Origin of the sequence: Azospirillum brasilense (assembly GCF_003349955.1) — a bacterium.
Classification (GTDB): Bacteria; Pseudomonadota; Alphaproteobacteria; order Azospirillales; family Azospirillaceae; genus Azospirillum; species Azospirillum brasilense_B.
The window spans coordinates 1-23714 of record NZ_QLKQ01000036.1 but is presented as its reverse complement, the minus strand read 5'-3'; the positions used below and the strand labels follow the sequence as shown (position 1 = coordinate 23714).

General features: G+C 70.1%; 24 protein-coding genes. 19 read left to right on the top strand and 5 right to left on the bottom strand.

The window, feature by feature from the left end; genetic code table 11:
- Positions 1-10 precede the first annotated feature (10 nt).
- Positions 11-1261 carry a sarcosine oxidase subunit beta family protein gene (locus DXK32_RS16760; RefSeq protein WP_114859563.1) on the bottom strand — a complete coding sequence of 417 codons (1251 nt, stop codon included), beginning with the start codon at positions 1259-1261 and terminating at the stop codon, positions 11-13.
- A 152-nt stretch (positions 1262-1413) separates the two neighbouring features.
- Here DXK32_RS16760 and DXK32_RS16755 point away from each other — a divergent pair, with 152 nt between their 5' ends.
- The 13 genes from DXK32_RS16755 (at position 1414) to DXK32_RS16695 (ending at position 13662) form a co-directional block, all read left to right on the top strand.
- Positions 1414-2313: a branched-chain amino acid ABC transporter permease gene (locus DXK32_RS16755; protein ID WP_205215740.1), complete on the top strand. Its 900-nt coding sequence runs from the start codon at positions 1414-1416 to the stop codon at positions 2311-2313.
- Positions 2310-3185 (top strand): branched-chain amino acid ABC transporter permease, encoded by an 876-nt coding sequence (locus DXK32_RS16750; protein WP_114859562.1) that lies wholly within the window; start codon positions 2310-2312, stop codon positions 3183-3185. Before DXK32_RS16755 ends, DXK32_RS16750 begins: the two co-directional genes overlap by 4 nt.
- Complete coding sequence (locus DXK32_RS16745) at positions 3182-3952, top strand: ABC transporter ATP-binding protein (RefSeq protein WP_114859561.1); 771 nt, start codon at positions 3182-3184, stop codon at positions 3950-3952. The genes DXK32_RS16750 and DXK32_RS16745 overlap by 4 nt, the downstream gene beginning before the upstream one ends.
- Before the next feature lie 6 nt (positions 3953-3958).
- Positions 3959-4675 carry an ABC transporter ATP-binding protein gene (locus tag DXK32_RS16740; protein WP_114859560.1) on the top strand — a complete coding sequence of 239 codons (717 nt, stop codon included), beginning with the start codon at positions 3959-3961 and terminating at the stop codon, positions 4673-4675.
- A gap of 16 nt (positions 4676-4691) precedes the next feature.
- On the top strand, positions 4692-5810 hold the full coding sequence (locus tag DXK32_RS16735) for an ABC transporter substrate-binding protein (protein WP_114859559.1): 1119 nt from the start codon (positions 4692-4694) through the stop codon (positions 5808-5810).
- Positions 5811-5831: 21 nt separating this feature from the next.
- Entirely contained in the window at positions 5832-6197 is a 366-nt protein-coding gene (locus DXK32_RS16730) for a (2Fe-2S)-binding protein (RefSeq protein WP_247877198.1), read from the top strand.
- Positions 6194-7618: an NAD(P)/FAD-dependent oxidoreductase gene (locus DXK32_RS16725; RefSeq protein WP_114859558.1), complete on the top strand. Its 1425-nt coding sequence runs from the start codon at positions 6194-6196 to the stop codon at positions 7616-7618. Before DXK32_RS16730 ends, DXK32_RS16725 begins: the two co-directional genes overlap by 4 nt.
- Positions 7615-8769 carry an NAD(P)/FAD-dependent oxidoreductase gene (locus tag DXK32_RS16720; RefSeq protein ID WP_114859557.1) on the top strand — a complete coding sequence of 385 codons (1155 nt, stop codon included), beginning with the start codon at positions 7615-7617 and terminating at the stop codon, positions 8767-8769. Before DXK32_RS16725 ends, DXK32_RS16720 begins: the two co-directional genes overlap by 4 nt.
- A 421-nt stretch (positions 8770-9190) precedes the next feature.
- A complete protein-coding gene (locus DXK32_RS16715) occupies positions 9191-9412 on the top strand; it encodes a hypothetical protein (protein ID WP_114859556.1) in 222 nt (73 codons plus the stop codon).
- A gap of 52 nt (positions 9413-9464) precedes the next feature.
- Positions 9465-10082 carry a cysteine dioxygenase gene (locus DXK32_RS16710; RefSeq protein WP_114859555.1) on the top strand — a complete coding sequence of 206 codons (618 nt, stop codon included), beginning with the start codon at positions 9465-9467 and terminating at the stop codon, positions 10080-10082.
- 19 nt (positions 10083-10101) lie between these two features.
- Positions 10102-11706, top strand: coding sequence for a rhodanese-like domain-containing protein (locus tag DXK32_RS16705; RefSeq protein ID WP_114859554.1), 1605 nt, complete (start codon positions 10102-10104; stop codon positions 11704-11706).
- A 23-nt stretch (positions 11707-11729) separates the two neighbouring features.
- Positions 11730-12773: an ABC transporter substrate-binding protein gene (locus DXK32_RS16700; RefSeq protein ID WP_114859553.1), complete on the top strand. Its 1044-nt coding sequence runs from the start codon at positions 11730-11732 to the stop codon at positions 12771-12773.
- 10 nt (positions 12774-12783) lie between these two features.
- A complete protein-coding gene (locus DXK32_RS16695) occupies positions 12784-13662 on the top strand; it encodes a TauD/TfdA dioxygenase family protein (RefSeq protein WP_114859552.1) in 879 nt (292 codons plus the stop codon).
- Positions 13663-13681: 19 nt separating this feature from the next.
- On the opposite strand, the gene DXK32_RS16690 is transcribed toward DXK32_RS16695, so the two are convergent.
- The 3 genes from DXK32_RS16690 to DXK32_RS16680 all read right to left on the bottom strand — a co-directional run bounded on the left by DXK32_RS16690 (position 13682) and on the right by DXK32_RS16680 (position 15928).
- Complete coding sequence (locus DXK32_RS16690; RefSeq protein ID WP_114859551.1) at positions 13682-14491, bottom strand: NAD-dependent epimerase/dehydratase family protein; 810 nt, start codon at positions 14489-14491, stop codon at positions 13682-13684.
- Positions 14492-14495: 4 nt separating this feature from the next.
- Entirely contained in the window at positions 14496-14945 is a 450-nt protein-coding gene (locus DXK32_RS16685) for a MarR family winged helix-turn-helix transcriptional regulator (RefSeq protein ID WP_114859550.1), read from the bottom strand.
- 62 nt (positions 14946-15007) lie between these two features.
- On the bottom strand, positions 15008-15928 hold the full coding sequence (locus DXK32_RS16680; RefSeq protein ID WP_114859549.1) for a LysR family transcriptional regulator: 921 nt from the start codon (positions 15926-15928) through the stop codon (positions 15008-15010).
- A gap of 97 nt (positions 15929-16025) precedes the next feature.
- Between DXK32_RS16680 and DXK32_RS16675 the strand changes: the two genes are divergently transcribed.
- The 5 genes from DXK32_RS16675 to DXK32_RS16655 all read left to right on the top strand — a co-directional run bounded on the left by DXK32_RS16675 (position 16026) and on the right by DXK32_RS16655 (position 21424).
- Positions 16026-16859: an SDR family oxidoreductase gene (locus DXK32_RS16675; protein ID WP_114859548.1), complete on the top strand. Its 834-nt coding sequence runs from the start codon at positions 16026-16028 to the stop codon at positions 16857-16859.
- 28 nt (positions 16860-16887) lie between these two features.
- The gene (locus DXK32_RS16670; protein ID WP_247877197.1) at positions 16888-17400 is read left to right on the top strand and encodes a lipocalin-like domain-containing protein; all 513 of its coding nucleotides are present in this window, start codon (positions 16888-16890) and stop codon (positions 17398-17400) included.
- 209 nt (positions 17401-17609) lie between these two features.
- Entirely contained in the window at positions 17610-18242 is a 633-nt protein-coding gene (locus tag DXK32_RS16665; protein WP_114859547.1) for a 2Fe-2S iron-sulfur cluster-binding protein, read from the top strand.
- A gap of 3 nt (positions 18243-18245) precedes the next feature.
- Positions 18246-19247, top strand: coding sequence for an FAD binding domain-containing protein (locus tag DXK32_RS16660; RefSeq protein WP_114859546.1), 1002 nt, complete (start codon positions 18246-18248; stop codon positions 19245-19247).
- On the top strand, positions 19244-21424 hold the full coding sequence (locus tag DXK32_RS16655) for a xanthine dehydrogenase family protein molybdopterin-binding subunit (RefSeq protein ID WP_114859545.1): 2181 nt from the start codon (positions 19244-19246) through the stop codon (positions 21422-21424). Before DXK32_RS16660 ends, DXK32_RS16655 begins: the two co-directional genes overlap by 4 nt.
- Positions 21425-21737: 313 nt before the next feature.
- On the opposite strand, the gene DXK32_RS16650 is transcribed toward DXK32_RS16655, so the two are convergent.
- Entirely contained in the window at positions 21738-22190 is a 453-nt protein-coding gene (locus tag DXK32_RS16650) for a winged helix-turn-helix transcriptional regulator (RefSeq protein ID WP_114859544.1), read from the bottom strand.
- A 106-nt stretch (positions 22191-22296) separates the two neighbouring features.
- Here DXK32_RS16650 and DXK32_RS16645 point away from each other — a divergent pair, with 106 nt between their 5' ends.
- On the top strand, positions 22297-23535 hold the full coding sequence (locus DXK32_RS16645; protein ID WP_282184592.1) for an MFS transporter: 1239 nt from the start codon (positions 22297-22299) through the stop codon (positions 23533-23535).
- Positions 23536-23714 lie beyond the last annotated feature (179 nt).

Genomic DNA, 23714 nt, shown 5'->3' with positions numbered 1-23714 from the left:
CTCCCGTGCGTCAGTGCGAGACGCCGGCGGCGGCGGCTTCGTCGATCAGCCGTCCGGTGGCGAAGCGGTCCAGGCCGAAGGGGACCGCCAGCGGGTGCGGCTCCCCCCGCGCGATGGTGGCGGCGAACACGTCGCCGGCGCCGGGCGTGGCCTTGAAGCCGCCGGTGCCCCAGCCGCAATTGATGAACAGCCCTTCCACCGGCAGCGGGCCGATGATCGGGCTGAGGTCCGGGGACACATCCACCGTGCCGCCCCAGCCGCGCAGCACCCCGACCCGGCTGAAGGCGGGGAAGAGCTGCAGCAGGTTGGCGACGCAGTCCTCCAGGATCGGCAGGCTGCCGCGCTGGCTGTAGGAGCTGTAATTGTCGCGCGCCGCCCCGAAGACCAGTTCGCCCTTGTCGGACTGGCTGACGTAGCAGGACACCTGATTGGACACGATCACGGTGTCGAGCACCGGCTTCAGCGGCTCCGACACGAAGGCCTGAAGCGTGTAGCTGCGAATCGGCAGGCGCAGCCCGGCCATGGCCGCCAGCACGCCGGAATGGCCGGCGACGGCGATCCCCACCTTGCCGGCGCGGATCGGACCGCGCGTCGTCTCCACCCCGGTCACGCGCCCGTCCTCGATGCGCAGGCCGGTCACCGCGCAATTCTGCACGATGTCCACGCCGCGCCGGTCGGCGGCGCGGGCGAAGCCCCAGGCCACGGCGTCGTGCCGGGCGATGCCGCCGCGCCGCTGGATGGAGGCGCCGGTCACCGGGAAGCGCGCCGTGGGCGACAGGTCGAGCGCCGGGGCCAGCCGGCGCAGCGCCGCCCGGTCCAGCATCTCCGAATCGATTCCGTTCAGCCGCATGACGCGGTCGCGCTGGCGCAGCGCCGTCAGCTCATGGGCGCTGTGGGCGAGGCTGACCACCCCGCGCTGGCTGAACATGACGTTGAAGTCCAGCTCCGCCGTCAGCCCCTCCCACAGCTTCAGGGAGTGCTCGTAGAGGAAGGCGCTGTCGTCCAGCAGGTAGTTGGAGCGGACGATGGTGGTGTTGCGCGCGGTGTTGCCGCCGCCGATCCACCCCTTCTCCAGCACCGCCACGTTGGTCACCCCATAGCGGGAGGCGAGGTAGTGGGCGGTCGCCAGCCCATGCCCGCCACCGCCCACGATCACCACGTCGTAGGCGGGCTTCGGAGCCGCGTCGCGCCAGGCCGGCGCCCAGCGGCGGTGCCCGGTCAGCGCGTTCCGGGCCAGCGAGAGGAGGGAGTAGGGGGTCATTTCCTATTTTCATACCGGAGTAATAGATAATAGGTAGACGACCTGCATTCGAATGTGTAGAAAAATCTGCATGACCGGTGCGCGGTATCGTTCCATTCCACAAAAAAATCCGTAGCGCCGGAGCGGAAATCCACATCGAAAAGGGGAACAGCGTGGCTCTGGTCGCGCAGCAGATCGTCAACGGCATCGTCGTGGGCAGCACCTACGCGCTGTTCGCGCTGGGCTTCACGCTGATCTTCGGCGTGCTGCACGTGCTGAACCTCGCCCACGGGGCGGTGTTCATGTGGGGGGCCTTCACCGGCCTGTTCGCGGTCACCGCGCTCGGCCTGCCGCTGGCGGCGGCCTTCGCCATCGCCATGCTGGCCGCCGGGCTGCTCAGCGTGCTGGTGGACGCGGTGGCCTTCCGGCCGCTGCGCCGCCGCGGCTCCCCGGAATTCGCGGCGATCATCTCCAGCCTCGGCGTGGCGCAGATCCTGATGAGCGCGGCGCAGATCGCCTCCGACACGCAGGTGCAGCGCTTCCCCTTCGGCACCTTCCCGATCGTCTTCTATCAGGTGTTCGGGCTGCGGGTGTCGCTGCAGCAGATCGTCATCGTCGGCAGCGTCGCCGTGCTGGTGGCGGCGCTGCTGGCCTTCCTGTTCGCGACCAGCTTCGGCCGGCAGATCCGCGCCGTCGCCATCTCCGAACGCACGGCCAGCCTGCTCGGCGTCAACCCCGGCGCGGTGCACGCCCTGACCTTCTTCCTGTGCGGCGCGCTGGCCGGAGCGGCGGGGGTGATCATCGGCATCGCCTTCAACTCCGTCCATTTCCTGATGGGCGAGCCCTATCTGCTGCGCGGCTTCGTGGTGATCGTGCTGGGCGGCCTGGGCAGCGTGGCGGGGGCGGTGATCGGCGGGCTGCTGTTCGGGATGATCCAGACGCTGAGCGTCGCCTTCCTGTCCTCTGCCCTCAGCGACGCGATCCTGTTCGGGCTTCTCTTCGTCATCCTGCTGCTGCGGCCCAGCGGCTTCTTCGGGACCCTGCGCCGGGAAATCCGGGTGGTGCGGCAATGATCGACCTTCTTCTCGCCCAGCAGCCCCTGGCGGAACTCATCCTGGTGAACGCCATCCTGGCCTACAGCCAGTACATCGCGCTGCGCGCCGGGGTCTTCTCGCTGGCGACGGCGGGGCTGGCCTCCATCGGCGCCTACACGGCGGCCGTGCTGACGGTGCGCTGGGGCGTGCCGATGCCGCTGGGGCTGGCCGCCGCCGCGCTGGCCGGGGCCGCCACGGGCGGGCTGCTCGCCCTGCCGCTGGCCCGGCTGCGCGGCGTGTTCCAGGCCATCGCGACGCTCGCCTTCGTGCAGATCGTCCTGTCGCTGGCCCTCTACGCGGAGCCGCTGACCGGCGGCGCGATGGGCATGAACGGCCTGCCGCGCACCGTCCAGGGCTGGCACCTGCTGGGCGTCTTCGCGCTGGTCCTCTACCTCGTCTTCGCTTTGTCGCGCGGCGGGGTCGGGCGGGCCTTCGACACCATCCGGCAGGAGGAGACGGTGGCCGTCTCGCTCGGCATCCGGGTCGTCCAATACCACCGGCTGGCCTTCGCGCTGTCCGGCGCCGTCGCCGGGCTGGGCGGCGGGGTGATGGCCCACCGCAACTACAGCCTCGTGCCGGAGGATTTCGGCTTTCCGCTGCTGGTGTCGGTGCTGACCTTCGTGGTGCTGGGCGGGCGCGCGGCGGTGCTGGGGCCGCTGGCCGGGGCGGCGGTGCTGACCGCGCTGCCGGAGCTGGCGCGCCCGCTGGCCGACTATCGCCTCGCCGTCAACGGGCTGCTGATGGTGCTGTTCATCGTCTACCTGCCGCACGGCGTGGTGGACACCGTCCTCCTCCAGGCGCGGCGCCTGCGCCTCGCCGCGCGGCAGCGCGCGGGGGAGGCGCGGGCATGACCTCGCAACTTCAAGAGGGGCTGGTCCTGGACGGGGTGACCCGCGCCTTCGGCGGCGTGGTGGCCGTGGACGACCTGTCGCTGACCGTCGCGCCGGGCCGCATCACCGGCCTGATCGGTCCCAACGGGGCGGGCAAGAGCACGGTGGTGAACCTGATCACCGGCCTGCTGCGCCTGACCGCCGGGCGCATCCGGCTGGGCGGCCGCGACATCACCGAGGCCGAAGCGCCGGAGGTGGCGCGCGCCGGCATCGCCCGCACCTTCCAGACCGTCCGCCTGCTGAAGGAGGCGAGCGTGCTGGACAACGTGGTCGCCGGCTTCCACCGGCACGAGCGCGCCGGCCTCGCCGCCGGTCTGCTCGGCCTGCCCTCGGCGTTGCGCGAGGGGCGGGAGCTGCGCCGCCGCGCCGCCGCCATTTTGGAGCGCTTCGGCATGGCCGGTTTCGCCGACCAGCCGGCGGGCAGCCTGTCCTACGGCCACCAGCGCCGCGTCGAGATGATGCGGGCGCTCGCCATGGAGCCGCGGCTCCTCCTGCTGGACGAGCCGGTGGCCGGCATGAACGACGTGGAGGCCGACGCGCTGGGCCGCATCGTCGCGGAGCTGGCGGGCGACGGGCTCGGCGTCCTGCTGATCGAGCACAACATGCGCTTCGTCCTGTCGCTCTGCGCCGAGATCCACGTCATCGACAGCGGGCGTCTGATCGCCAGCGGCACCCCGGCGGCGGTGCGCCGCGACCCGGCGGTGATCGCAGCCTATCTGGGGACGTGACCGGCCATGCTGGAGATTCAGGACCTCGTCACCGCCTATGACGGCATCCGCGCCCTGCGCGGGGTCACCCTGACCGTTCCGGTGGGCGCCATGGTGGCGTTGATCGGCCCCAACGGTGCGGGCAAGAGCACGCTGCTCAACAGCGTCAGCGGCGTGGTGAAGCCGCTATCCGGACGCATCCGCTTCGACGGTGCGGACATCGCCGGTCTGCCCGCCCACACGGTGGCGCGGCGCGGCCTGCTCCAGGTGCCGGAGGGGCGCCAGATCCTCGGCCCGCTGTCGGTGGAGGAGAATCTTCGGCTCGGGCGGCTGGCCGCCGGAACGCGGGGGACCGCGGACATCGACGAGGTCTACGCCCTCTTCCCCATCCTGGCGGAGCGGCGCCGGCAGGAGGGTGGGTCGCTGTCCGGCGGGCAGCAGCAGATGCTCGCCATCGGGCGCGCGCTGATGGGCCGCCCGCGCCTGCTGATGCTGGACGAGCCGAGCCTCGGCCTGTCGCCGCTGATGGCCGCGCAGGTCTTCGCGGCGCTGGAGACCCTGCGCCGCTCCGGCCTGACCATTCTGCTGGTGGAGCAGAACGCGCGCCGCGCGCTCGACGCCACCGGCCACGCCTATGTGCTGGAGCAGGGGCGCATCGTCCACCAGGGGCCGAGCGGCGACCTCGCCCGCGATCCCTCGGTGGTCCGCCACTACCTGCCCGGCGACGACCTTCCCGATTTCTAACAAAGGACCGTTCACAATGAAGACCCTGCTCGGCGCCGCCGCCCTGTCGCTGGCCATTGCCGCCGCCCTCCAGCCCGCCCAGGCGCAGGAGGTGGTGATCGGCGTGCCCGTCGCCTCGACCGGCATCTTCTCCTTCGCCGCCGTTCCCGGCCGCAACGGCATCGAGACCGCGCTGGAGGAGCTGAACGCGTCGGGCGAGCTGGGCAGCCTGAAACTGAAGCTGCTGATCGAGGACACGGCCAGCGACAAGAACCAGGCGACCACGCTGGTCTCGCGCTTCGCCCAGTACGACAAGGCCGCGGTGATCCTTGGCCCGACCTCCAGCGTCGAGGCCTTCGCCGCCCTGCCGGTGGCGCAGGAGCAGGGCGTGCCGGTGGTCTCCACGGCGTCCGCCGACGTGACGCGGGTCGGCGACTGGGTCTTCAAGTCGAACGCCACCCCCGCCACCATCATGCAGGCGCTGGGCGAGCAGGCCGCCGCCCGTCTGGCGCCCAAGACCGTCGCCTACGTCTTCAACCGCGACAACGACGCCTACATCGCCCAGAAGAACGGCGTGAAGGACCTGTTCGAGGCCAAGGGCATCAAGACCGTGGCTGAGGAGACCATCGTCGGCAGCGACACCGACTTCACGGCGCTGGCGACCAAGCTGGCCGCTTTGGACATCGACACGCTGCTGATCTCCACCACCGCCGAGACCAGCGCCAACATCATCATCCAGGCCAAGCAGGCTGGCCTGTCCGACAAGGTGCGCATCCTCGGCACGCCCAGCATGGCGTCGCAGCAGTTCCTCAAAGTCGGCGGTTCGGCGGTGGAGGGCACCATCTTCGTTGCCGACTATTTCCTGGAGAGCGCCAGCCCGCTGAACAAGACCTTCGTCGAGGCCTACCAGCGCAAGTTCAAGATCGCCCCGGACGTCTTCGCCGCCATCGGCTACAACCAGCTCAAGGTCGCCGCCGCCGCCATCAAGGCCGCCGGCCCGACCTACGACCGCGCCGCCATCCGCGCCGCTCTGCTGACGGTGAAGGACCTGCCGACCGTGCTGGGCGGCGGCAAGCTGACCATCAACGACAACCGCACCCCCACCTACGGCGGCTTCGTGCTGACCGTGAAGGGCGGCGCCTTCACCCTGCTCTGAGCCGGACGCCGGGGCTGCATCATGGATCGGGCCGCATCGTCCGCCGCCGCCACACCTTCCCGACGTCCCGACGTCCGGGAAGGGGAGGGCTTCACCATCCTTTTCGAAGACCGGTTCGGGCAGCGCGCGATTCCGGCCTGGGCGGGAGAGAGCGTCGCCGCCGCTCTCCTCGCCGCCGGGGAGCGGGCGTGGCGCACCGCGGAGGACGGTTCCCAGCGCGGCCTGTTCTGCGGCATCGGCGTGTGCTGGGAGTGCCGCTGCATCATCGACGGGCGGCCCAACAGCCGCGCCTGCCAGACCGAAGCCCGTCCGGGCCTGTCCGTCCGCTGGCAGGTCGGGCCGGGGCTGCTGCCCGACGGCGGCCTTCCGGATGGAGGGGCGTCGTGAGCCGCGCGCGGGTGGTGGTGGTCGGCGCCGGGCCGGCGGGCATGATGGCGGCGGCACAGGCCGCCCGGCTCGGCTGCGCGGTCGTGCTGGTGGACGAGGCGCCGCGCCCTGGCGGGCAGATCCACCGCCAGCCGCCGCCGTCGCTGGCGGGCGGCGCCGTCTCCGCCGCGGCCCGGCCGGAGGCGGAGCGCAAGCGCCGCCTGTTCGACCGCTTCGCCCGCCACGCCGGGGCCATCGACCACCGTCCGGGAACCTCCGTCACCGCCATCTACGGCCTGGACCGCATCCTCATCGCCGACGAGACGAGCAGCCGACTGATCCGCGCCGACGCGCTGGTGGTGGCGACCGGCCTGCACGAGCGCGTGGTGCCGGTTCCCGGCTGGACCCTGCCGGGTGTGGTGACGGCGGGGGCGCTCCAGGCCCTGCTGAAGGGCGGGCGGGTGCGCGCGGGGGACCGGATCGCGCTCGCCGGGGCCGGGCCGCTGCCCCTGGTCGCGGCGGCGCAGATGGTCGAGGCCGGGGCGACGGTGCCGGTGGTGGCTTTGCTGCGTCCCCCATGGAGCCCGCTGTGGCCGGGGTTGCTCCGCGATCCAGCGGCGCTGTGGGCCGGGCGCGGCGTGCTGTCGGAGGGATGGCGTTGGCTGTCCGTCCTGCGCCGCGCCGGGGTGCCGGTGCTGACCCGCCATGTCGCGCTGTCGGTCAGCGGAGACGGCGCCGCCGAACGGCTGGTGATCGCCCGCCACGACGGGCGGGGACGGCCCGTTCCGGGAACCGAGCGGCGCTTCGCCGCCGACACCGTCGCCTTCAACCACGGCTTCACCGCGAACAGCGAGCTGGCGCGCATGGCCGGGGCGGAAACCCGCTTCGACCCCCGGCGCGGCGGCTGGCTGCCGGTGCGCGACGGGGACGGGGCGACCTCCGTGCCGGGCCTGTTCGTCGCCGGGGACGCGGGCGGTTTCGCCGGCGGTCTGGCGGCGGCCTGCGACGGCGCCGTGGTCGGGGCGGCGGCGGCGGGGTGGGCGCTGCACCGGGATGCCGGGCGTTTCGCCGCGCAGGCCGCCGCGGACCGGGCCGAGCGGGCGCGCCACTGGACCTTCCAGGCGGCGCTGGCCGCCTCCTGGGAGTTGCCGCGGGACATCCACGAGTTGGTGACCCCGGCCACGGTGGTCTGCCGCTGCGAGGGCGTCACCCGCGCCCGGATCGACCGCGCCGTCGCCGACGGGCATGACGGTCTGAACGGGCTGAAGCGCAACACCCGGGCCGGCATGGGGTCCTGCGGCGGGCGGTCCTGCCTGCGCACCCTGGCGGCGCTCGCCGGACCGCGAGGCGAGGGGGAGGCGGTCAACGCGCGCCCCGGCATCCGACCCGTCACGCTCGCCGCGCTGGCCAACCGGGTTTCGGACGAAAGCGTGGGATCATGACGACTCTTCCCAGGATCGCCGACATCGCGGTGATCGGCGGTGGTGCCTACGGCCTGTCGGTGGCGCTGTGGCTGCGCCGGCTGCGCCCCGACCTGTCGGTCCTGCTGCTCGACCGGTCGGACTTCGCGGGCAACGAGACCGGACGCTGCGGCGCCGGGTTCCGTGTCCAGTGGGGGGCGGCGGGCAACATCCGGCTCTGCCAGGACAGCCTGCCGTCCTACGAGAATTTCGCCGAGGAGTTCGGTTATCCCGAGGGCATCGAGTTCAAGCAGGACGGCTACCTGATCCTGGCCCATGGCGAGGAACAGCTCGACCAGCTCCGCCGCAACATCGCGCTCCAGTCCCGGTTCGGCGTGGACAGTTCCTTGCTGACTGTGGAGGAGGCGGCGCGGCTGGCGCCCGGCCTCAACCTCTCGGGGGTGGTCGGCGGTTCTTTCTGCGCCCGCGACGGCTCCCTGTCGCCGTTCCGCGTGCTGGACGGGTTTCACCGCGCCGCCGCCCGCGCCGGTGTGCTCATCCGTCATGGCGTGAAGGTCGATTCCGTGGAACCGTTCAGCAGCGCCTTCCGTCTGAGCGCGGGTGGGGAGGCGATCGAGGCCGGGCGCGTCGTCGTCGCCACCGACACGCGGATTCCGCAGCTTCTCGGGTCGCTCGGCATCGACATTCCGGTGCAGCCCTATCCCAACCAGGCCTTCGTCACCGAACCGCTGCCGCCGCGACTCGGCCCCTGCGTGGTGTCCTTCGCGCACGAGATGTTCCTGAACCAGACAGCGCGGGGCAGCGTCGTGGTGGTGGCGTCGGACCGGCGGCGGGCGCTCGGCGCCGATGCCCAGCCCACCGCGGACCTGTTTCCGCGCGCCGCCGCGCGCGCCATCGACCTGCTGCCGGCGCTGGGAACCGCGCGGCTGCTGCGCTCCTGGGGCGGACTCTACTCCATCACGCCGGACATGCTGGCGGTGCTCGGCGAAACGGCGCTGCCCGGCTTGTTCGTCGCGCTGTCGGGGGCGAAGGGCTTCATGACCGCTCCCGCAGCGGGGCGCCTGCTCGCCCAGCTCGTCGACGGGCAGGCCGTTCCGGACTGGTTCGCCCGCCTGTCCCCGGCCCGCTTCGCCAGTGGCGAGGAACTGGAGAAGGAGCCGGCGATCGTGTGAGGCGCCGCCGCACAGAGGAGGGGAGGGGCGTGCCGTCAGCCGGGGCCGACAGCCACCCCGGCCAGCCGATCCGGCGCCGGGGTCAGCCGGCCGCGCTCGATGGCGCGCACGATGTCCAGGACGGCGCGGTTGCCGGGCGCCGATGTACCCGCCGACCGCTCCCGCTCCAGCGATCAAAACACGCCGCGTGTCGCTCATTCCCGTCTTCCTGTTCCGTCTTCCCGCGATCGCGGCGCCCCGTTCACGTCGCTGAACCAGCGAAAAACCGCGCTCGGGGCAAAGCGCACGCTTGACGCCGAGCATAAATCCTATTTTCCTATATGGAATGAGAAAAATACAACAATGAGCAAGTGTTGTTAGTGGCGCGGCGACCGCCCGGCGACGTTCCCCCTTCCTCTCCCTTTTAAGCAGGAGACCCGGCATGAAGGCTTCGGATGACTTCCAATGGATGCTGATCGCGTCGCTCAGCCCGTCCTGCGCCTTGCCCTTGCCACTGCCGCCGGACTCTTCGGACAGCGCGCCGGTCCAGACGCTCACCCCCCACCCGACGCACGCGGAACACCCCTCGCTCAGCCATCGGCTGGCCTTGGGGGCCGGCGTCGTCCTGGCCGTCCTTCCGGTGCTGGTGACCGCGCTGGCCTGATCCGCCCCACCCCCGGCCCCGGCCGCCCCCACGTTCCGAATGGACGCACGCCATGACCGATCCCACCCTTTCCAACCTGTCCCGCCTGCGCGGCTTCATCGGCGACGTCACCCGTCTGGTGGAGCGTCTGGGCGACGACGAGGCCGCCATCCTGGACTCGGGACGCCGTCTGCTGGCCGGGCTGGTCGCCGTGGACGACTGGCTGCCCGACGCCTACGCCCAGCCCGATCCGGTCCATTACCGGCAGTATCTGCTGCATTGCGATCCCCATGAGCGCTTTTCCATCGTCAGCTTCGTCTGGGGGCCGGGGCAGCGCACGCCGATCCACGACCACACCGTCTGGGGCCTCGTCGGCGTGCTGCGCGGGGCGGAGCATTCCCAGCGCTACGAACTCCGGGACGGCCCGCCCGTCGCCGTCGCCGCCGACCTTCTGCCGGTCGGATCGGTGGAGGCGGTGTCGCCGCGCATCGGCGACGTCCACGCCATTTCCAACGCGCTGTCCGACCGTCCATCGATCAGCATCCACGTCTATGGCGGCAACATCGGCGCCATTCGGCGGTCGGTCTTCGATCCGCTGACCGGCGAGCGCAAGCCTTTCATCTCCGGCTACGCCAACAACGCCCTGCCCAACCTGTGGGACCGCTCGAAGCCCGTTCCGCAAGCCGCATAACAGGTCCCGGAAAGCAACCATGCCCGACACCGCACCGCTCGCCACCCGCACCGCCGCCGGCATCCGCCGTGACTGGATCGACCGCAGGGAGGTCGCCCTTCTCGACGCGCGTGAGGAGGGACCCTATTCGCTGGCCCATCCGCTGTTCGCCGTGTCGGTGCCGCTCAGCCGGGTGGAATTGCTGGCCTACGACCTGCTGCCGCGGCGCGACGTGCCGATCACCGTCTACGACAACGGCGAGGGCTACGCCGAGCCGGCGGCGCGGCGGCTCCAGGCGCTGGGCTACCGCGAGGTGACGCTGCTGGAGGGTGGGCTGGCCGGCTGGATCGCCGCCGGGTTCGAGGTCTACCGGGACGTCAACGTGCCCAGCAAGGCGTTCGGCGAGTGGGTGGAGCATCACCGCCACACCCCGTCGCTGTCGGCCGAGGAGGTGAAGACGCTCGTCGACACCGGGGCCGATCTGGTGATCCTCGACGCCCGCCGCTACGAGGAGTTCCGGACCATGGCGATTCCCGGCGGCATCAGCGTGCCGGGAGCCGAGCTGGTCAAGCGCGTCCACGACATCGCGCCCGACCCGCGGACGCTGATCATCGTCAACTGCGCCGGGCGCACCCGCTCGATCATCGGCACGCAATCGCTGGTGAACGCCGGCATTTCCAACCGGGTGGCGGCGCTGCGCAACGGCACCATCGGCTGGACGCTGGCGGGGCTGGAGCTGGACCGCGGGCGCGACGGGCGCTTTCCGGCGGTGTCGCCGGAGGGCGACGCCAAGGGCCGCGAGGCCGCCCGCGCGGTGGCCGACCGCGCCGGCGTCGGGCGCATCGGCCCCGCCGCGCTGGACGCCTTCCGCGGCGACGGGCGGCGCACCCTGCACCTCTTCGACGTGCGCACCCCGGAGGAGTACGAGGCCGGCCATCTGCCGGGCTTCCGCCACGCGGCGGGCGGCCAGCTCGTCCAGGCGACGGACGAGTATGTCGCGGTGCGCGGCGCCCGCATCGTGCTCGCCGACGACCCGGCGGGCGGCGGCGGGCCGCGCGCCGACATGACCGCCTCCTGGCTGGCGCAGCTCGGCTGGGAGGTGCATGTGCTGGAGGGCGACGTGGCGTCTCTGGGCATCGGGACCGGTCCCGACCGCCGCCGCCTGCCGCCCATCCCGGACACCGGGGCGGAGACGGTGGCGCCGCGCGACCTGCTGGCCCTGCTGGAGAACGGCGAGGCGGCGGTGATCGACATCGCCCGCAGCCCGCGCTACCGCGCCGGCCACATTCCGGGGGCGTATTTCGCGACCCGCGCGCGTCTGGGCGGCACCATCGCCCGCCTGCCGAAGGGCGTGCGGCCGGTGCTGACCTGCTGGGACGGCGCGCTGACCCGCTACGCCGCCGCCGACTTCCCGCCGGGAGCGGCCCCGCTGCTGCTGGAGGGCGGCACGCAGGGCTGGGTGGCGGCCGGGCTGCCGCTCAGCACCGGGTTGGAGCGGCTGGGGCCGGAGCCGGACGACGTCTACAAGCGCCCCTACGAGGGCACCGACAACAGCGCCGCCGCCATGCAGGGCTACATCGACTGGGAGCTTGAGCTGGTGGACCAGCTCAAGCGCGACGGCGCCCACAATTTCCGCGTCATCTGACGATCTCCGCCACGGGACACCCCATGACCATTTCCACGCGCCTCTCCACGCTGGGCCGCCGGACGCTGCTCGGCTCCGCGCTGCTGCTCGCCGCCGGCGTCGCCGGCCTGAACCCGGCCCCCGCGCGGGCCGAGGCGACGCAGGTCCGCTTCGCCCGCAACCTCGGCCTCGGCTACCTGCCGCTCTACGTCATGGAGGACAAGGGGCTTGTGGAGAAGCACGCCCGCGCCGCCGGGCTGGGCGCGGTGACGGCCAGCTACACCCCGCTCGGCAACCCGACGACGATCACCGAGGCCACCCTGTCCGGCAACGCCGATTTCGGGGCGGCGGGCGTGCCGGCCTTCATCATCGCCTGGGACAAGACGAAGGGGAACGCCAACCTGCGCGGGCTGGCCGCGCTGAACGCCCAGCCGGCCTACCTCAACACCAACCGGCCCGAGGTGAAGGGCCTGACGGACTTCACGGACAAGGACCGCATCGTCGTGCCGTCGGTCCGCGCCTCCTATCAGGCCATCGTGCTCCAGATCGCCGCCGAGCAGGTCTTCGGCCCCGGCCAGCACGCGCGGCTGGACCCGCTGACCGTCTCGCTGGCCCATCCCGACGGCACCGCCGCCCTGCTGTCCGGCCGGACGGAGATCACCGCCCACTTCACCAGCCCGCCCTTCCAGGATCAGCAGCTCCGCGACCCGAAGATCCACAAGGTGCTGAGCAGCTACGACGTGCTGGGCGGGCCGGCGTCCTTCAGCGCGCTGTGGACCTCCGCCGCCTTCCATGACGCCAACCCGACGCTGACCAAGGCCGTGCTGACGGCGCTGGAGGACGCGGTGGCCCTCATCAAGGCCGATCCCAGGGAGGCCGCCCGCGCCTACATCCGCATCGAAAAGTCCAAGCTCGGCGAGGAGGAGGTGGCGGCGATGATCGCCCATCCGGAGGTGTCCTACGATCTCGCCCCGCGCGGCATCGGCATCTTCACCGACTTCATGGCGCGCATCGGCTCGATCCGCAACCGGCCCGCCGACTGGCGCGACCTGTTCTTCGCCGACATCCACGACCGCACCGGAAGCTGAGGGCGTTCCCATGACCCACCCCGCCTTCACCACCCACCCGGTCTCCGCCACGCTGGGGGCCGAGATCCGTGGCATCGACCTGTCGCGGCCGCTGGACGCGGCCACCGCCGCCGCGCTGGCCGTGGCGCTGGACCGCCATCTGGTGCTGGTGTTCCGCGACCAGACGCTGTCCGACGCCGACCTCGTCCGGGTGTCCGGTCATTTCGGGCCGCTCGACAAGGCGCCGATCACCGAGCATGGCCGGCTGCACGCGCCGGGCTTCGAGGAGGTCTACGTCATCTCCAACGTCACCGAGCAGGGCCGTCCCATCGGCGCGCTGGGGGCGGGGGAGTCGGTCTGGCACGCCGACATGACCTATCTGGAGATCCCGCCCTACGCCAGCAGCCTCTACGCGCTGGAGGTGCCGGAGGAGGGCGGGGACACCGGATTCATCAGCATGTTCGCCGCCCACGACGCGCTGCCGAAGGAGCTGAGGCGGCGGATCGACGGGCTGTCGATCAAGCACGACAGCACCACCAACAGCGGCGGCTATCTGCGGCAGGGCTTCGCGCCGCCGACCGACCTCGCCACCTCGCCGGGCACGGTTCACCCGCTGGTCATCGCCCACCCGGCGACCGGGCGCAAGGCGCTGCTTCTGGGGCGCCGCCCGCACGCCTCCATCCCCGGCCTGCCGCCGGCGGAGAGCGAAGCCCTGCTCGACGCGGTGTGGGAGGCGGCGGTGCGTCCGGAGCTGTCCTGGCACCACCGATGGCGGGTCGGCGATCTCGTGATGTGGGACAACCGCTGGACCATGCACCGCCGCGATCCCTTTCCCGAGAACCAGCGCCGCCGCATGCACCGCACCCAGATCGCCGTTCCCACCGGGCTTTCCGGAGGCCGTTCGGGGTGAGCCGCGCGGCGCGTGTCGGTCACATCAGCCCTTCCTGATGGGCCTGATGGACGCTTCTCACGCTGGGCCGGAAACCGAGCGTGCGCGCCAGCGAACCGTCGACATGAAGATACCAGGGGTTCGCGAGAGGCTCGGAGGTCGCCGCCATTCCGGTGTCCAGCACACCCGCAAGCTCGAAGATGGACAAAGGGGCGTCGTCGGCGACATTCACGACGCGCCGGTCGAACACCCCGTCCAGCGCGAGCTTCACGGCGGTGGCGATGTCGCGGTGGTGGATCGTGCTCATCCGTTGGGCCGGATGCCAGCGTCCGACATGATCGGGAAGCGATTCGAGATGCCCGTCGCCGTCGCCGTACACGAACGGGAAGCGGATGACGGACCAGGTCAGCCCGCGGTCGCGCAGGTCCTTTTCCGCGGCCACCTTGCTCGCCGGATAGGGATGCTTGGGATCGACCGCATCGTCCTCGCGGCCGGGATGCGGGTTGTCCATGCTGTAGACATGGCTGGTGCTCGCCATGATGACGCGGGCATCCGGGGCGTTCGCCTTCACCGCGGCGATCAGATTCCGGGTGCCGTCGCGATTGCTTTTCCAGATGAGGTCGGTGTCCTGGCTGCGGAAGACCGCCGCCAGATGCACGACCGCCGAAACGCCCCGGATGGCGTCCGAAAGAGTCGACGGGTCGAGGAGGTCGCCGGTCGCGGCGGTTGCCCCCTGTGGGCAGGGTTTTCCGGCCCGCAGCAGTGCCCGGCAGGCAAAGCCGGCGTCGATCAGTCGCGGGACCAGCCGTTCACCGACAAGGCCGGTCGCTCCGGTTATCAGCACCGTCATCGGCTCATTCCTTTCGCAACAGGTTTTGCAGCCGCTCGGTGGCCAGCCGCAGGACACGGACCGTCGTCGCCAGATCGGCCTCGTCGATGCCGCCGAACGCTGCGTCGTGGATGAAGGAAAGATCGGGGAGGTCGCGCCACAGGGCCTCGCCCGCGGCGGTCAGCGTCAGAAGGCGCTGGCGCTGGTCGTCCCCGCCTGAGGTCTGTTCAATCAAATTCTTGCGGACGAGCGTGGCGACGATCCCGCTCAGCGTCGCGCGTTCCAGTTCAAGCGCCCGTCCAAGATCGCGTTGGACGGTCGGGCCGACGTTGGCCAGATGCCAGAGAACATACCACTGCGTCGATCCCAGATCGTAAGGCCGCAGGGTCGCGTCCATGAGGGCGCGGCCCGCGAAATAGCACCGCTTCGTCCATCCCGCCACGACCGGATGCCCGGCGTCGCTTCGCTCCGGCATGACGCCACCCTCTCCGCAATTCGTTCGCTACCTTGCGATATTTGCAAGGTAGCGAACGATTGTCAAGCGGTGGTGCTTCGCGTTCCTCGTTCCCGATCCGCGTCCTTGAGCAGATCGATGAAGGCACGAAGCGGCGACGGCACGTGCCGATTGCGCGGGTAGTAGAGCGCGAGACCGGGAATCGGTGGGCACCAGTCGTCCAGAAGGGTGACCAGCCGCCCCGCCTGCAGACAGGACCGCGCGAAGTGTTCCGGCACATAGGCGATGCCGTGTCCGGCGGCGGCCGCCTCGACCAGGAGATCGTTGTCGTCGAGGGTGAGGGTGCCCGGGACGTCGACCGCGACTTCGGCGCCGCGTCTGGAGAACTCCCACCGGTAACGTTTTCCGCTGGGCAGGCGCTGGCGGATGCAGGAATGGGCGTGCAGATCGTCGGGCGTGTCGGGGGGCTCGCGGCCCTGGAGATAGGATGGAGCGGCCACCGCGATGAAGCGGACCTCGCCGCCGAATTTCACCGCGACCATGTCCTGCGGGACGGCCTCCAGAAGGCGCACGCCGGCGTCGAATCCCTGCTCGACGATGTCGACCAGCCGGCCTTCCGAGACGAGATCGAGTTCGACCCCGGGGTACAGTTCAAGAAATCTCGGAACGACGTCCCGGAGCAGGATGCGGGCGCCGCTCTTGTTCGCGTTGATCCGCAGCTCTCCGCTGGGCGTCCCGCGCGCCTCGGACAGCGTGTCGAGCGCCTGATCGAGATCCTGAAGGAGCGGATCGAGCCGCGCGAGCAACCGGGCGCCTGCCTGGGTCGGCGACACGCTGCGTGTCGTGCGGTTCAACAGGCGGATGCCCAGCTTGCCTTCCAACCCGATGATCGCGTGGCTGAGCGCCGAACGCGACACGCCCATCGCATCGGCGGCCTTGCGGAAGCTGCGGTGGCTGGCGACCGCGGCAAAGGCCGCCAGGTCGTTCAGGCTGGGACGCGCCATTCGTCGAAATTCCTCACCAACCCGTCTCACCATGGCGATCTTATCGCACCAATGGACCCGATCCACATCGGGGATGAACGGAAGAGGAGGAATCCGCATGTCGAAAACATGGTTCATCACCGGCGCGTCGTCGGGCCTTGGTCTTGCCATGGCGCGGCAGTTGCTCGCCCGGAACGACCGGGTGCTCGCCACGACGCGCCGCCCGGAAGCGCTGGTCGACCTGCAACGGCAGCATGGTGATCGCCTTGAGGTCGTTCCGCTCGACCTCACGGACCTGGCCGGCGTTCAAACGGCCATCGGCAGCGCCTTTCAACGGCACGACCGGATCGACGTGGTCGTCAGCAACGCCGGCTACGGCCTGTTCGGCGCGGCCGAGGAACTCACCGAGGCGCAGATCGACCGGCAGATCGCCACCAACCTCACCGGCTCCATCCACCTGATCCGTGCCGCGTTGCCCCATCTTCGGCGGCAGGGAGGGGGACGCATCGTGCAGGTGTCGTCCGAGGGCGGGCAAATCGCCTATCCATGCTTCAGCCTCTATCACGCCACCAAATGGGGCATCGAAGGGTTCGTCGAGTCCGTCGCGCAGGAGGTGGCGCCCTTCGGCATCACCTTCATCATCGCGGAGCCCGGCCCGACGGACACGGGCTTCGCGGTCAACCTCGTCCGCGCCGATGCGATGGCCGTCTATGAGGACACCCCCGTCGGCGCCCTGCGTCGCGCGATCGGCGACGGCAGCTTCGTTTTGAAGGGGGACGCGGCGCGAACCGTGGCGGCGATCATCGCCGCGGTCGACAGCCCGACGCCGCCTCTCCGCCTGACGCTCGGCAGCACCGCCCATTCCTCGATCGCGCAAGCCCTTGCGGCCCGCTTGGCGGCTCTTGAGACGCAGCGGGATGTGGCGCATTCCGCCGACCGTTCGGATCTCTGACCGGCAAAGACGGCAAACATCATCATTCGTGAAGGACAAGATCATGTTCATCCGATCCGCAACCGTCGCTCTCGCCATCGGCCTCGCCTCCGCTCCGTCCTTCGCGCAAACGGCGGCGGAAAACAAACTGGTCGGCACCTGGAGGATGGTGTCGGCGACGATCGACCCGGACGGTCAAAACATCCCGGCCTATGGAGCGAGGCCCAACGGCCTCCTCGTCTTCACGCCGGACATGCGTTTCGTGGAGGTTCTCACCGATGCCGACACCCCGCGTTTCGCCTCGGATGCCCGTGGCGAAGGAACCGACGACGAAAACCGCATGGCAATGACCCGCGGCATCGGTTTCTTCGGGACCTATACCGTTGACGAAAAAGGTGAATTCAGCGGAAATCGCGTCGAGGGGGCGACATTTCCGAACTGGGTTGGCAGCACCCGCACGCGGGAACAGCTCACACTCATCGTGGTCGGGGACCGCATGACCGAACATTTCCAACGGCCGGAGGGCACGCGCATCCAAATCGAGTGGATGCGCGTCCAGTGAGGCCATCGAGGTGGGCCGCCTGAGCACCCGTCGGCATGGCCCGCTTCGCCAGTCTCACCCGATTGCGAAGGACAGCTTACCAGTCCGGTCAGGATGGGGCGCCTTATCCTTCCGGCCCTCGCGAACCACTCTCAATGGCCTGCGATCCCAAGGCGCCCGTCCGGCCCCGGCCGGCGGCCGACAGGGTGCAATCAACCGAGGGAGTTCCAATGCCGGACCCGCAAGACAGGCAACCTTTCGACCTCACCCGCCGGCAGGTTCTGGAGGCCGGGACCATCGTCTCGTTGACGGGAACGATGCTGCCCGCCGCCGCGCTCGCCCAGCCCGCCGGTCCGCGACCTTCACCGGAGAACGGCATGACGGTCCCCCTGTCCTTTCACCTGTCCTTCCGCGTCAACGGCCGCCCGACGGCGTTGGACGTCGATGCCCGGACGTCCCTGCTGGACCTGCTGCGCGAGCGGCTGGGCCTCGTCGGCGCGAAAAAGGGCTGCGACCACGGCCAATGTGGCGCCTGCACGGTCCATCTGGACGGCCGCCGGGTCGCCTCCTGCCTGACGATGGCCGCCAAGGCCAACGGCCGCGACGTGACCACCATCGAAGGTATCGCCGGGGCGAACGGACTTCATCCCATGCAGCAGGCCTTCATCGATCACGACGCCCTGCAATGCGGATACTGCACGCCCGGCCAGATCATGGCGGCGATCGCCTGCGTCAAGGAGGGGCACGCGTCGACGCCGGAGCAGATCAAGGAGTACATGAGCGGAAACATCTGCCGCTGCGGCGCCTATGTCGGCATCGTCGCGGCGATCGAACAGGCCGCTCCCCGGATCGAGAGGAGCTGAGCCATGAAGCCCCTGTCCTACGTCCAGGTCCGAACGGCCCGTGAGGCGATCGAGGCCTTCGTCGCGGCCGGCGAAAGCGCCCGCTACATCGCCGGCGGCACCAATCTCTACGACCTGATGAAGCTCGGCATCGAGAAGCCGGCGCACCTGATCGACATCGCCGACCTCGATGGCGCCAACCGCATCGACACCGACGGCGACCGGCTGTTTTTCGGTGGCGCTGCGCTGATGGCGGACGTCGCCGAGCACCCGGTCGTGCGCGACGATTATCCCGTGCTGGCGGAAAGCCTGTCGAAGGCGGCCTCCCAGCAGCTGCGCAACATGGCGACCGTCGGCGGCAACCTGCTGCAGCGGACGCGCTGCCCCTATTTCCGCAACGGCGCGAACGGCGCCTACCCGTGCAACAAGCGGGAACCGGGCTCCGGCTGCGCCGCCATCGGCGGGATGGACCGGTCCCAGGCCGTGCTGGGGGCCAGCGCGGCGTGCAACGCCGTGTCGCCCGGGGACTGGCCCGTCGCGCTGATGGCGATGGACGCCGCGATCGAGCTGCAGGGCCTCGACGGACCGCGGGTGATCCCGATCGCCGAACTCTACCGGCCGCCCAGCCGGACGCCTCACCTGGAATTCACCATCGGCCGCGAGGAGATCGTCACCGGCATCTCGGTGCCGAAGACCGCCGCCGGTCGGACTTCCACCTATCTGAAGGTGCGCGACCGCGAATCCTACGCCTTCGCGCTGGTGTCCGCCGCGGTGGCGCTGGAAATGGACGGCGATCGCGTGCGGCAGGCGCATGTGGCGCTCGGCGGGGTGGCCACCGTGCCCTGGCGCGCGCGTCCCGCCGAGGCTCTCCTGCGTGGGGAAACCCTGGATCGCGAGCGGGCGCTGGAGGCCGCCAGAGCGGCGTTCGCCGAGGCCCGTGCCGGCCGCCACAACGCCTTCAAGATCGAACTCGGCGCGCGGACCCTTGCCGACGCCATCATCAACGCCGGGAGCAAGAGCCGATGACGCCGAACCGCAACGCGGACCGTCCCAGGATCGACGCCCACGAGAAGGTGCTCGGCCGCGCCCTGTACGCCGCCGACCAGCCGTTCCCCGGGCTGCTTCACGCGATGACCGTGCCGGCGACGATCGCCAAGGGGCGTGTCCTGTCTATCGACACGGCGGCGGCCCTCCAGGTTCCGGGCGTCGTGCGCGTCTTCACCCATGATGATTTCTCGCAGATCCGGACGACGCCCGCGGCGCGCGGCGCCTATGGGCAGCCGGGAAAGGGCTACCAACCCATGACCGCCCCGCAGGTCCGCCACCGGGGTGAACCGGTCGCCCTGGTGGTCGCCGAAACGCTGGAGGCGGCGGTCGAAGGCGCCGAGGCCGTGACGGTGCGCTACGCCGAGGACCCCTTCAGCGCGCGGATGGACGACGACCTCGCGAGCCCCGAGCCGGACGCCGTCAGTCCGCTCGCGTCCGGCGACGCCGAGGCCGCCTTCGCTTCCGCCGTCCACACCATCGACGTGGAGTATCGGCATCCCCAGCAGCATCACAACCCCATCGAGCTGATCTCGACCACCGCGGCGTTCGAGGACGGCACGCTGCGGATTTACGAGGGAACGCAGTCCGCCGCGGCCTTCGCCGGCGGCTTGGCCGGCATGATGGGGATGGAGCCGCAGGCGCTGCGCGGCGTCAGCCCCTACACGGGCGGCGGGTTCGGCCAGAAGAACGGCGTCCAGGAGCAGAGCGTCCTGGTGGCGAGCGCCGCCCTGCTGCTGCGCCGCCCGGTCAAGCTCGTCGTGCCGCGGGGCCAGCTGTTCCACACGGCCTCCTACCGCCCGCACAGCCGGCATCGCGTCCGGCTCGCCGCCGACGGTGACGGCCGCCTGCTCGCCGGCATTTATGAAACGGTGCAGCAGAACAGCCGGTATGACGGCTTCGCCAGCGATCACGGCGCCACTCCGCCGCGCATGTACGGGTATGGCGCGTGGCGGGGACGCGAGCGCATCGTCCGGGTCGACACCCAGACCCCCGGCCACCAGCGCGCCCCGTACGAGCATCCGGCCAGCCACGCCACCGAATGCGCGCTCGACGAACTCGCCGGGGCGCTCGGCATGGACCCCGTGGCGCTGCGCCTCGCCAACGACACCCAGCGTGACCCGATCACCGGCAAACCCTTCTCGTCCCGCCATCTCGCGGACTGCCTGAGGCGCGGGGCCGCGCTGTTCGGCTGGGACCGCCGGACGAACCAGCCGGGCGCCCTGGTCGCCGAAAACGGCGACCGCATCGGCCTCGGCGTCGCCTGCGGCAGCTACAAGGCCGCGATGACGCCCTCCGTCACCACGCTGCGGCTCTCGGCCGGCGGCCAATGCCGGATCGCCACGTCCGGCCACGAAATGGGGCAGGGGATTCGCAGCGTCATCGCCGCGGAGCTGATCGACGTCCTCGGCGTCGATCCCGATAAGCTCGACATCCGGATCGGCGACACCGGCCACGCCCCCCAGCACCTCACCGCGGGTTCCTGGGGCGCGGGGAGTGCTGCCCCGGCGGCGCGGGCCGCCGCCTTGAAGCTGCGCGAGGAACTGAGCCAATTGACCGAAGCGGCGCTGTCGGACGAGCCCGTCCCTGTTCAGCTTGCCCGGACCCGGCGCCCATATCTGGAGGTGTCGGTGGACACCGTGCCGCTCGGCAAGGACCGGCAGGCGATCGAGCAGTTGCGCCGGGGCATGCCGGTGACGACCGGTCCCGAATACCCCGACTTCCTGGCCTTCAGCTGGATCGCGCATTTCGCCGAAGTCCATGTCGAGCCGTCGACGGGACGGGTGCGGGTCCGGCGGGTCGTCAGCGTCGCCGATTGCGGACGGGTGATGAACCGCCGCACGGCGGAAAGCCAGGTCCGGGGCGGCGTGGTCTGGGGCATCGGCGCCGCCCTGCGCGAGGTCGCCGAATGCGATCCCCGGTTCGGCGGCGTTCTCAACAACGACCTTGCCGAGTATGTCGTGCCGGTCAACGCCGACATCGGCGCCATCGACGTCGATTTCATCGACGAGCCGGACAGCCGCCTCAACCCGTCGGGGGTCAAGGGGCTTGGCGAGGTGGCCATGGTCGGCGCGGCGGCGGCCATCGTCAACGCCGTCCACAACGCGACCGGGAAGCGAATCCGGCATCTGCCGATCCGGATCGAGGACCTGCTCTAAAGCGGATTGCAATCCGCTTTGGACCGCGATGGCGGTCCCGGTCGCGCATGCGACCGGAGCCCGCCTCTCGCGGGAACAGAGTTCCCACTGGCGGCAGGCGGATGCCATCGGCATCCGCTGAGAGCCGGCGAATGAGGCGATAAGACTCCAAAGCGAACGGAAGTTCGCTTTGGAGTCCGCTCGGGTCCATGGCCGCGCGGTCCACCCGGTGGATCGCGCGGCCGCCGGATCAACCAAGCCATGATCGACCAAGCCATGAAAGTCCGTTTGGAATGGCTGCCGTGCCGTGGACTGCTCCAGGATCTTCAGTCGATCATATCGTGCTGATTTTTATCACCTCCGTATCGTCCCATGTCAGAACCCGCCCGTTTCCCGCACGCAGCTCCAGCCGGGCGACCGGGGCGCCCGTTTCAGTGGCGATCAACGAGGACCGTGGTTCATCAGGGCCATAGAGATGGTCTTCGCCCCACTGGCGCAGAGCGACGATCACGAGAAAAAGGCCGCGCCCCTTTTCGGTCAGGACATATTCCTTGTAGGCGCTGCCGTCCGACGCCGGCGCGGTCTCCAGGATGCCGCGCGCGGTCAGATCGCGCAGCCGGGTTGCCAACATTCCCTTGGCGATGCCAAGGCCGCTCTGAAACTCGTTGAATCGTCGCACGCCGTCGAAGGCGTCACGAATGATCAGCAGTGACCACCAGTCACCGATGACATCGAGCGCGCGCGCCACCGGGCAACCCGCATCCCAAAGACTGACCCGCTTGACCATGACCCCGATTTCCACCCTGCACGTCTAGTCCTAAAATAGAACTAGAATTCTCTATGCGCAAGTGGTCTCGATATGAAACCAGATCGGCTTCACGAACGGGATCACGATGCGGAACGCAAGGGGACCAAGGGCATGGCGCCAGCCGGAGGGCGGGTTATCGAGAGGTGCGACGCTGACCTTCGCTGTTGCCGCCGGCCTCAGTGTGGCGAACATCTATTACGCCCAGCCATTGCTCGACGCGATCGCGAGGGATTTCGGGATTTCGCCGGGCGCCATCGGCCTTGTCGTGACGCTGACCCAGGTCGGTTACGCGCTGGGGCTGATTTTCATCGTACCACTCGGTGATCTGCTGGACCGTCGTCGGCTTGTCATTGGCCAGGGCCTTCTGTCGATCCTCGCGTTGGTCGCTGTCGCGACGGCGAAAACCGAAGCGGTTCTGTTCACCGGCCTCGCCGCGATGGGCCTGCTCGCCGTCGTGGTGCAGGTTCTGGTCGCCTTCGCCGCGACGCTGGCAAGGCCCGCCGAACGCGGCAGGGCGGTCGGCACGGTGACGAGCGGCGTCGTCATCGGCATCCTTGGCGCCCGCTTCGTCGCCGGGCTGCTCGCCGACCTCGGCGGCTGGCGGGCGGTCTATCTGGCATCGGCCATTCTGATGGCGGCCATGGTCGGGCTGCTGACGCGTGTTCTGCCGCGAACGCCGGTGCCGGGCAGCACCGACCGCTACGCCGAGACACTGCGTTCCATTCCCGCCCTGTTTCTGCGCGACCGGGTTCTTCTGACTCGCGGTCTTCTCGCTCTGCTGATCTTTGCGACCTTTAGCACGTTCTGGACAAGCTTGGTTCTGCCGCTCAGCAGCGCCCCGTTCCACTATTCGCACACGCAGATCGGACTGTTCGGTCTGGTCGGTCTGGCAGGGGCGGCCGCCGCGACCGGCGCGGGGCGCCTCGCGGACCGCGGTCTCGGCGAATGGACGACGGCCCTGGCTCTCACGCTCCTGCTGCTGTCATGGGGGCTGATCGCGTTTCTGCCGTCGTCCATTCCGCTTCTGCTGATCGGCGTCGTCCTGCTCGATCTTGCCGTGCAGGCGGTGCACGTCACCAACCAGAGCATCATCGTCGCCCGCCACCCGACGGCGCGCAGCCGTCTCGTCGGTGGCTACATGGTCTTCTATTCGATTGGCAGCGCCATGGGAGCGAGCGCCGCGACCATGGTCTACGCCCATGCCGGCTGGCACGGCGTTTCGATGCTGGGGGCGGCGTTCAGCGCCGCCGCGATGCTGACGTGGGCCGGCTCGCGCCGCCGGCCGGCCGGTGGCGAAGCGGCGGAACGCGCCGACGGACTCTGAACGTCCGGTTTGCCGGCGGCGCCGGGAGTCCACTCCGGTCCGCGCGGTGGACCGCCGGCCAGCGGATCAACCATGCCCCGAGATATCATCAGGGTGATCGCATTTAAAATCCCCTCTCCCCTCTGGGGAGAGGGTTAGGTCCTGTCTGACGGCCATTTGACGCGCATGCATTGCTGGAT

Bases quoted from the DNA above. Each gene is read 5' to 3' on its own strand.
- DXK32_RS16685 (WP_114859550.1), bottom strand. From the start codon at position 14,945: ATGCCGGAGCGAAGCGACGCCGGGCATCCGGTCGTGGCGGGATGGACG.
- DXK32_RS16680 (WP_114859549.1), bottom strand. From the start codon at position 15,928: ATGGCGCGTCCCAGCCTGAACGACCTGGCGGCCTTTGCCGCGGTCGCC.
- DXK32_RS16735 (WP_114859559.1), top strand. From the start codon at position 4,692: ATGAAGACCCTGCTCGGCGCCGCCGCCCTGTCGCTGGCCATTGCCGCC.
- DXK32_RS16660 (WP_114859546.1), top strand. From the start codon at position 18,246: ATGAAGCCCCTGTCCTACGTCCAGGTCCGAACGGCCCGTGAGGCGATC.
- DXK32_RS16730 (WP_247877198.1), top strand. From the start codon at position 5,832: ATGGATCGGGCCGCATCGTCCGCCGCCGCCACACCTTCCCGACGTCCC.
- DXK32_RS16710 (WP_114859555.1), top strand. From the start codon at position 9,465: ATGACCGATCCCACCCTTTCCAACCTGTCCCGCCTGCGCGGCTTCATC.
- DXK32_RS16690 (WP_114859551.1), bottom strand. From the start codon at position 14,491: ATGACGGTGCTGATAACCGGAGCGACCGGCCTTGTCGGTGAACGGCTG.
- DXK32_RS16750 (WP_114859562.1), top strand. From the start codon at position 2,310: ATGATCGACCTTCTTCTCGCCCAGCAGCCCCTGGCGGAACTCATCCTG.
- DXK32_RS16665 (WP_114859547.1), top strand. From the start codon at position 17,610: ATGCCGGACCCGCAAGACAGGCAACCTTTCGACCTCACCCGCCGGCAG.
- DXK32_RS16715 (WP_114859556.1), top strand. From the start codon at position 9,191: ATGAAGGCTTCGGATGACTTCCAATGGATGCTGATCGCGTCGCTCAGC.
- DXK32_RS16760 (WP_114859563.1), bottom strand. From the start codon at position 1,261: ATGACCCCCTACTCCCTCCTCTCGCTGGCCCGGAACGCGCTGACCGGG.
- DXK32_RS16675 (WP_114859548.1), top strand. From the start codon at position 16,026: ATGTCGAAAACATGGTTCATCACCGGCGCGTCGTCGGGCCTTGGTCTT.
- DXK32_RS16700 (WP_114859553.1), top strand. From the start codon at position 11,730: ATGACCATTTCCACGCGCCTCTCCACGCTGGGCCGCCGGACGCTGCTC.
- DXK32_RS16705 (WP_114859554.1), top strand. From the start codon at position 10,102: ATGCCCGACACCGCACCGCTCGCCACCCGCACCGCCGCCGGCATCCGC.
- DXK32_RS16650 (WP_114859544.1), bottom strand. From the start codon at position 22,190: ATGGTCAAGCGGGTCAGTCTTTGGGATGCGGGTTGCCCGGTGGCGCGC.
- DXK32_RS16720 (WP_114859557.1), top strand. From the start codon at position 7,615: ATGACGACTCTTCCCAGGATCGCCGACATCGCGGTGATCGGCGGTGGT.
- DXK32_RS16655 (WP_114859545.1), top strand. From the start codon at position 19,244: ATGACGCCGAACCGCAACGCGGACCGTCCCAGGATCGACGCCCACGAG.
- DXK32_RS16645 (WP_282184592.1), top strand. From the start codon at position 22,297: ATGCGGAACGCAAGGGGACCAAGGGCATGGCGCCAGCCGGAGGGCGGG.
- DXK32_RS16745 (WP_114859561.1), top strand. From the start codon at position 3,182: ATGACCTCGCAACTTCAAGAGGGGCTGGTCCTGGACGGGGTGACCCGC.
- DXK32_RS16695 (WP_114859552.1), top strand. From the start codon at position 12,784: ATGACCCACCCCGCCTTCACCACCCACCCGGTCTCCGCCACGCTGGGG.
- DXK32_RS16740 (WP_114859560.1), top strand. From the start codon at position 3,959: ATGCTGGAGATTCAGGACCTCGTCACCGCCTATGACGGCATCCGCGCC.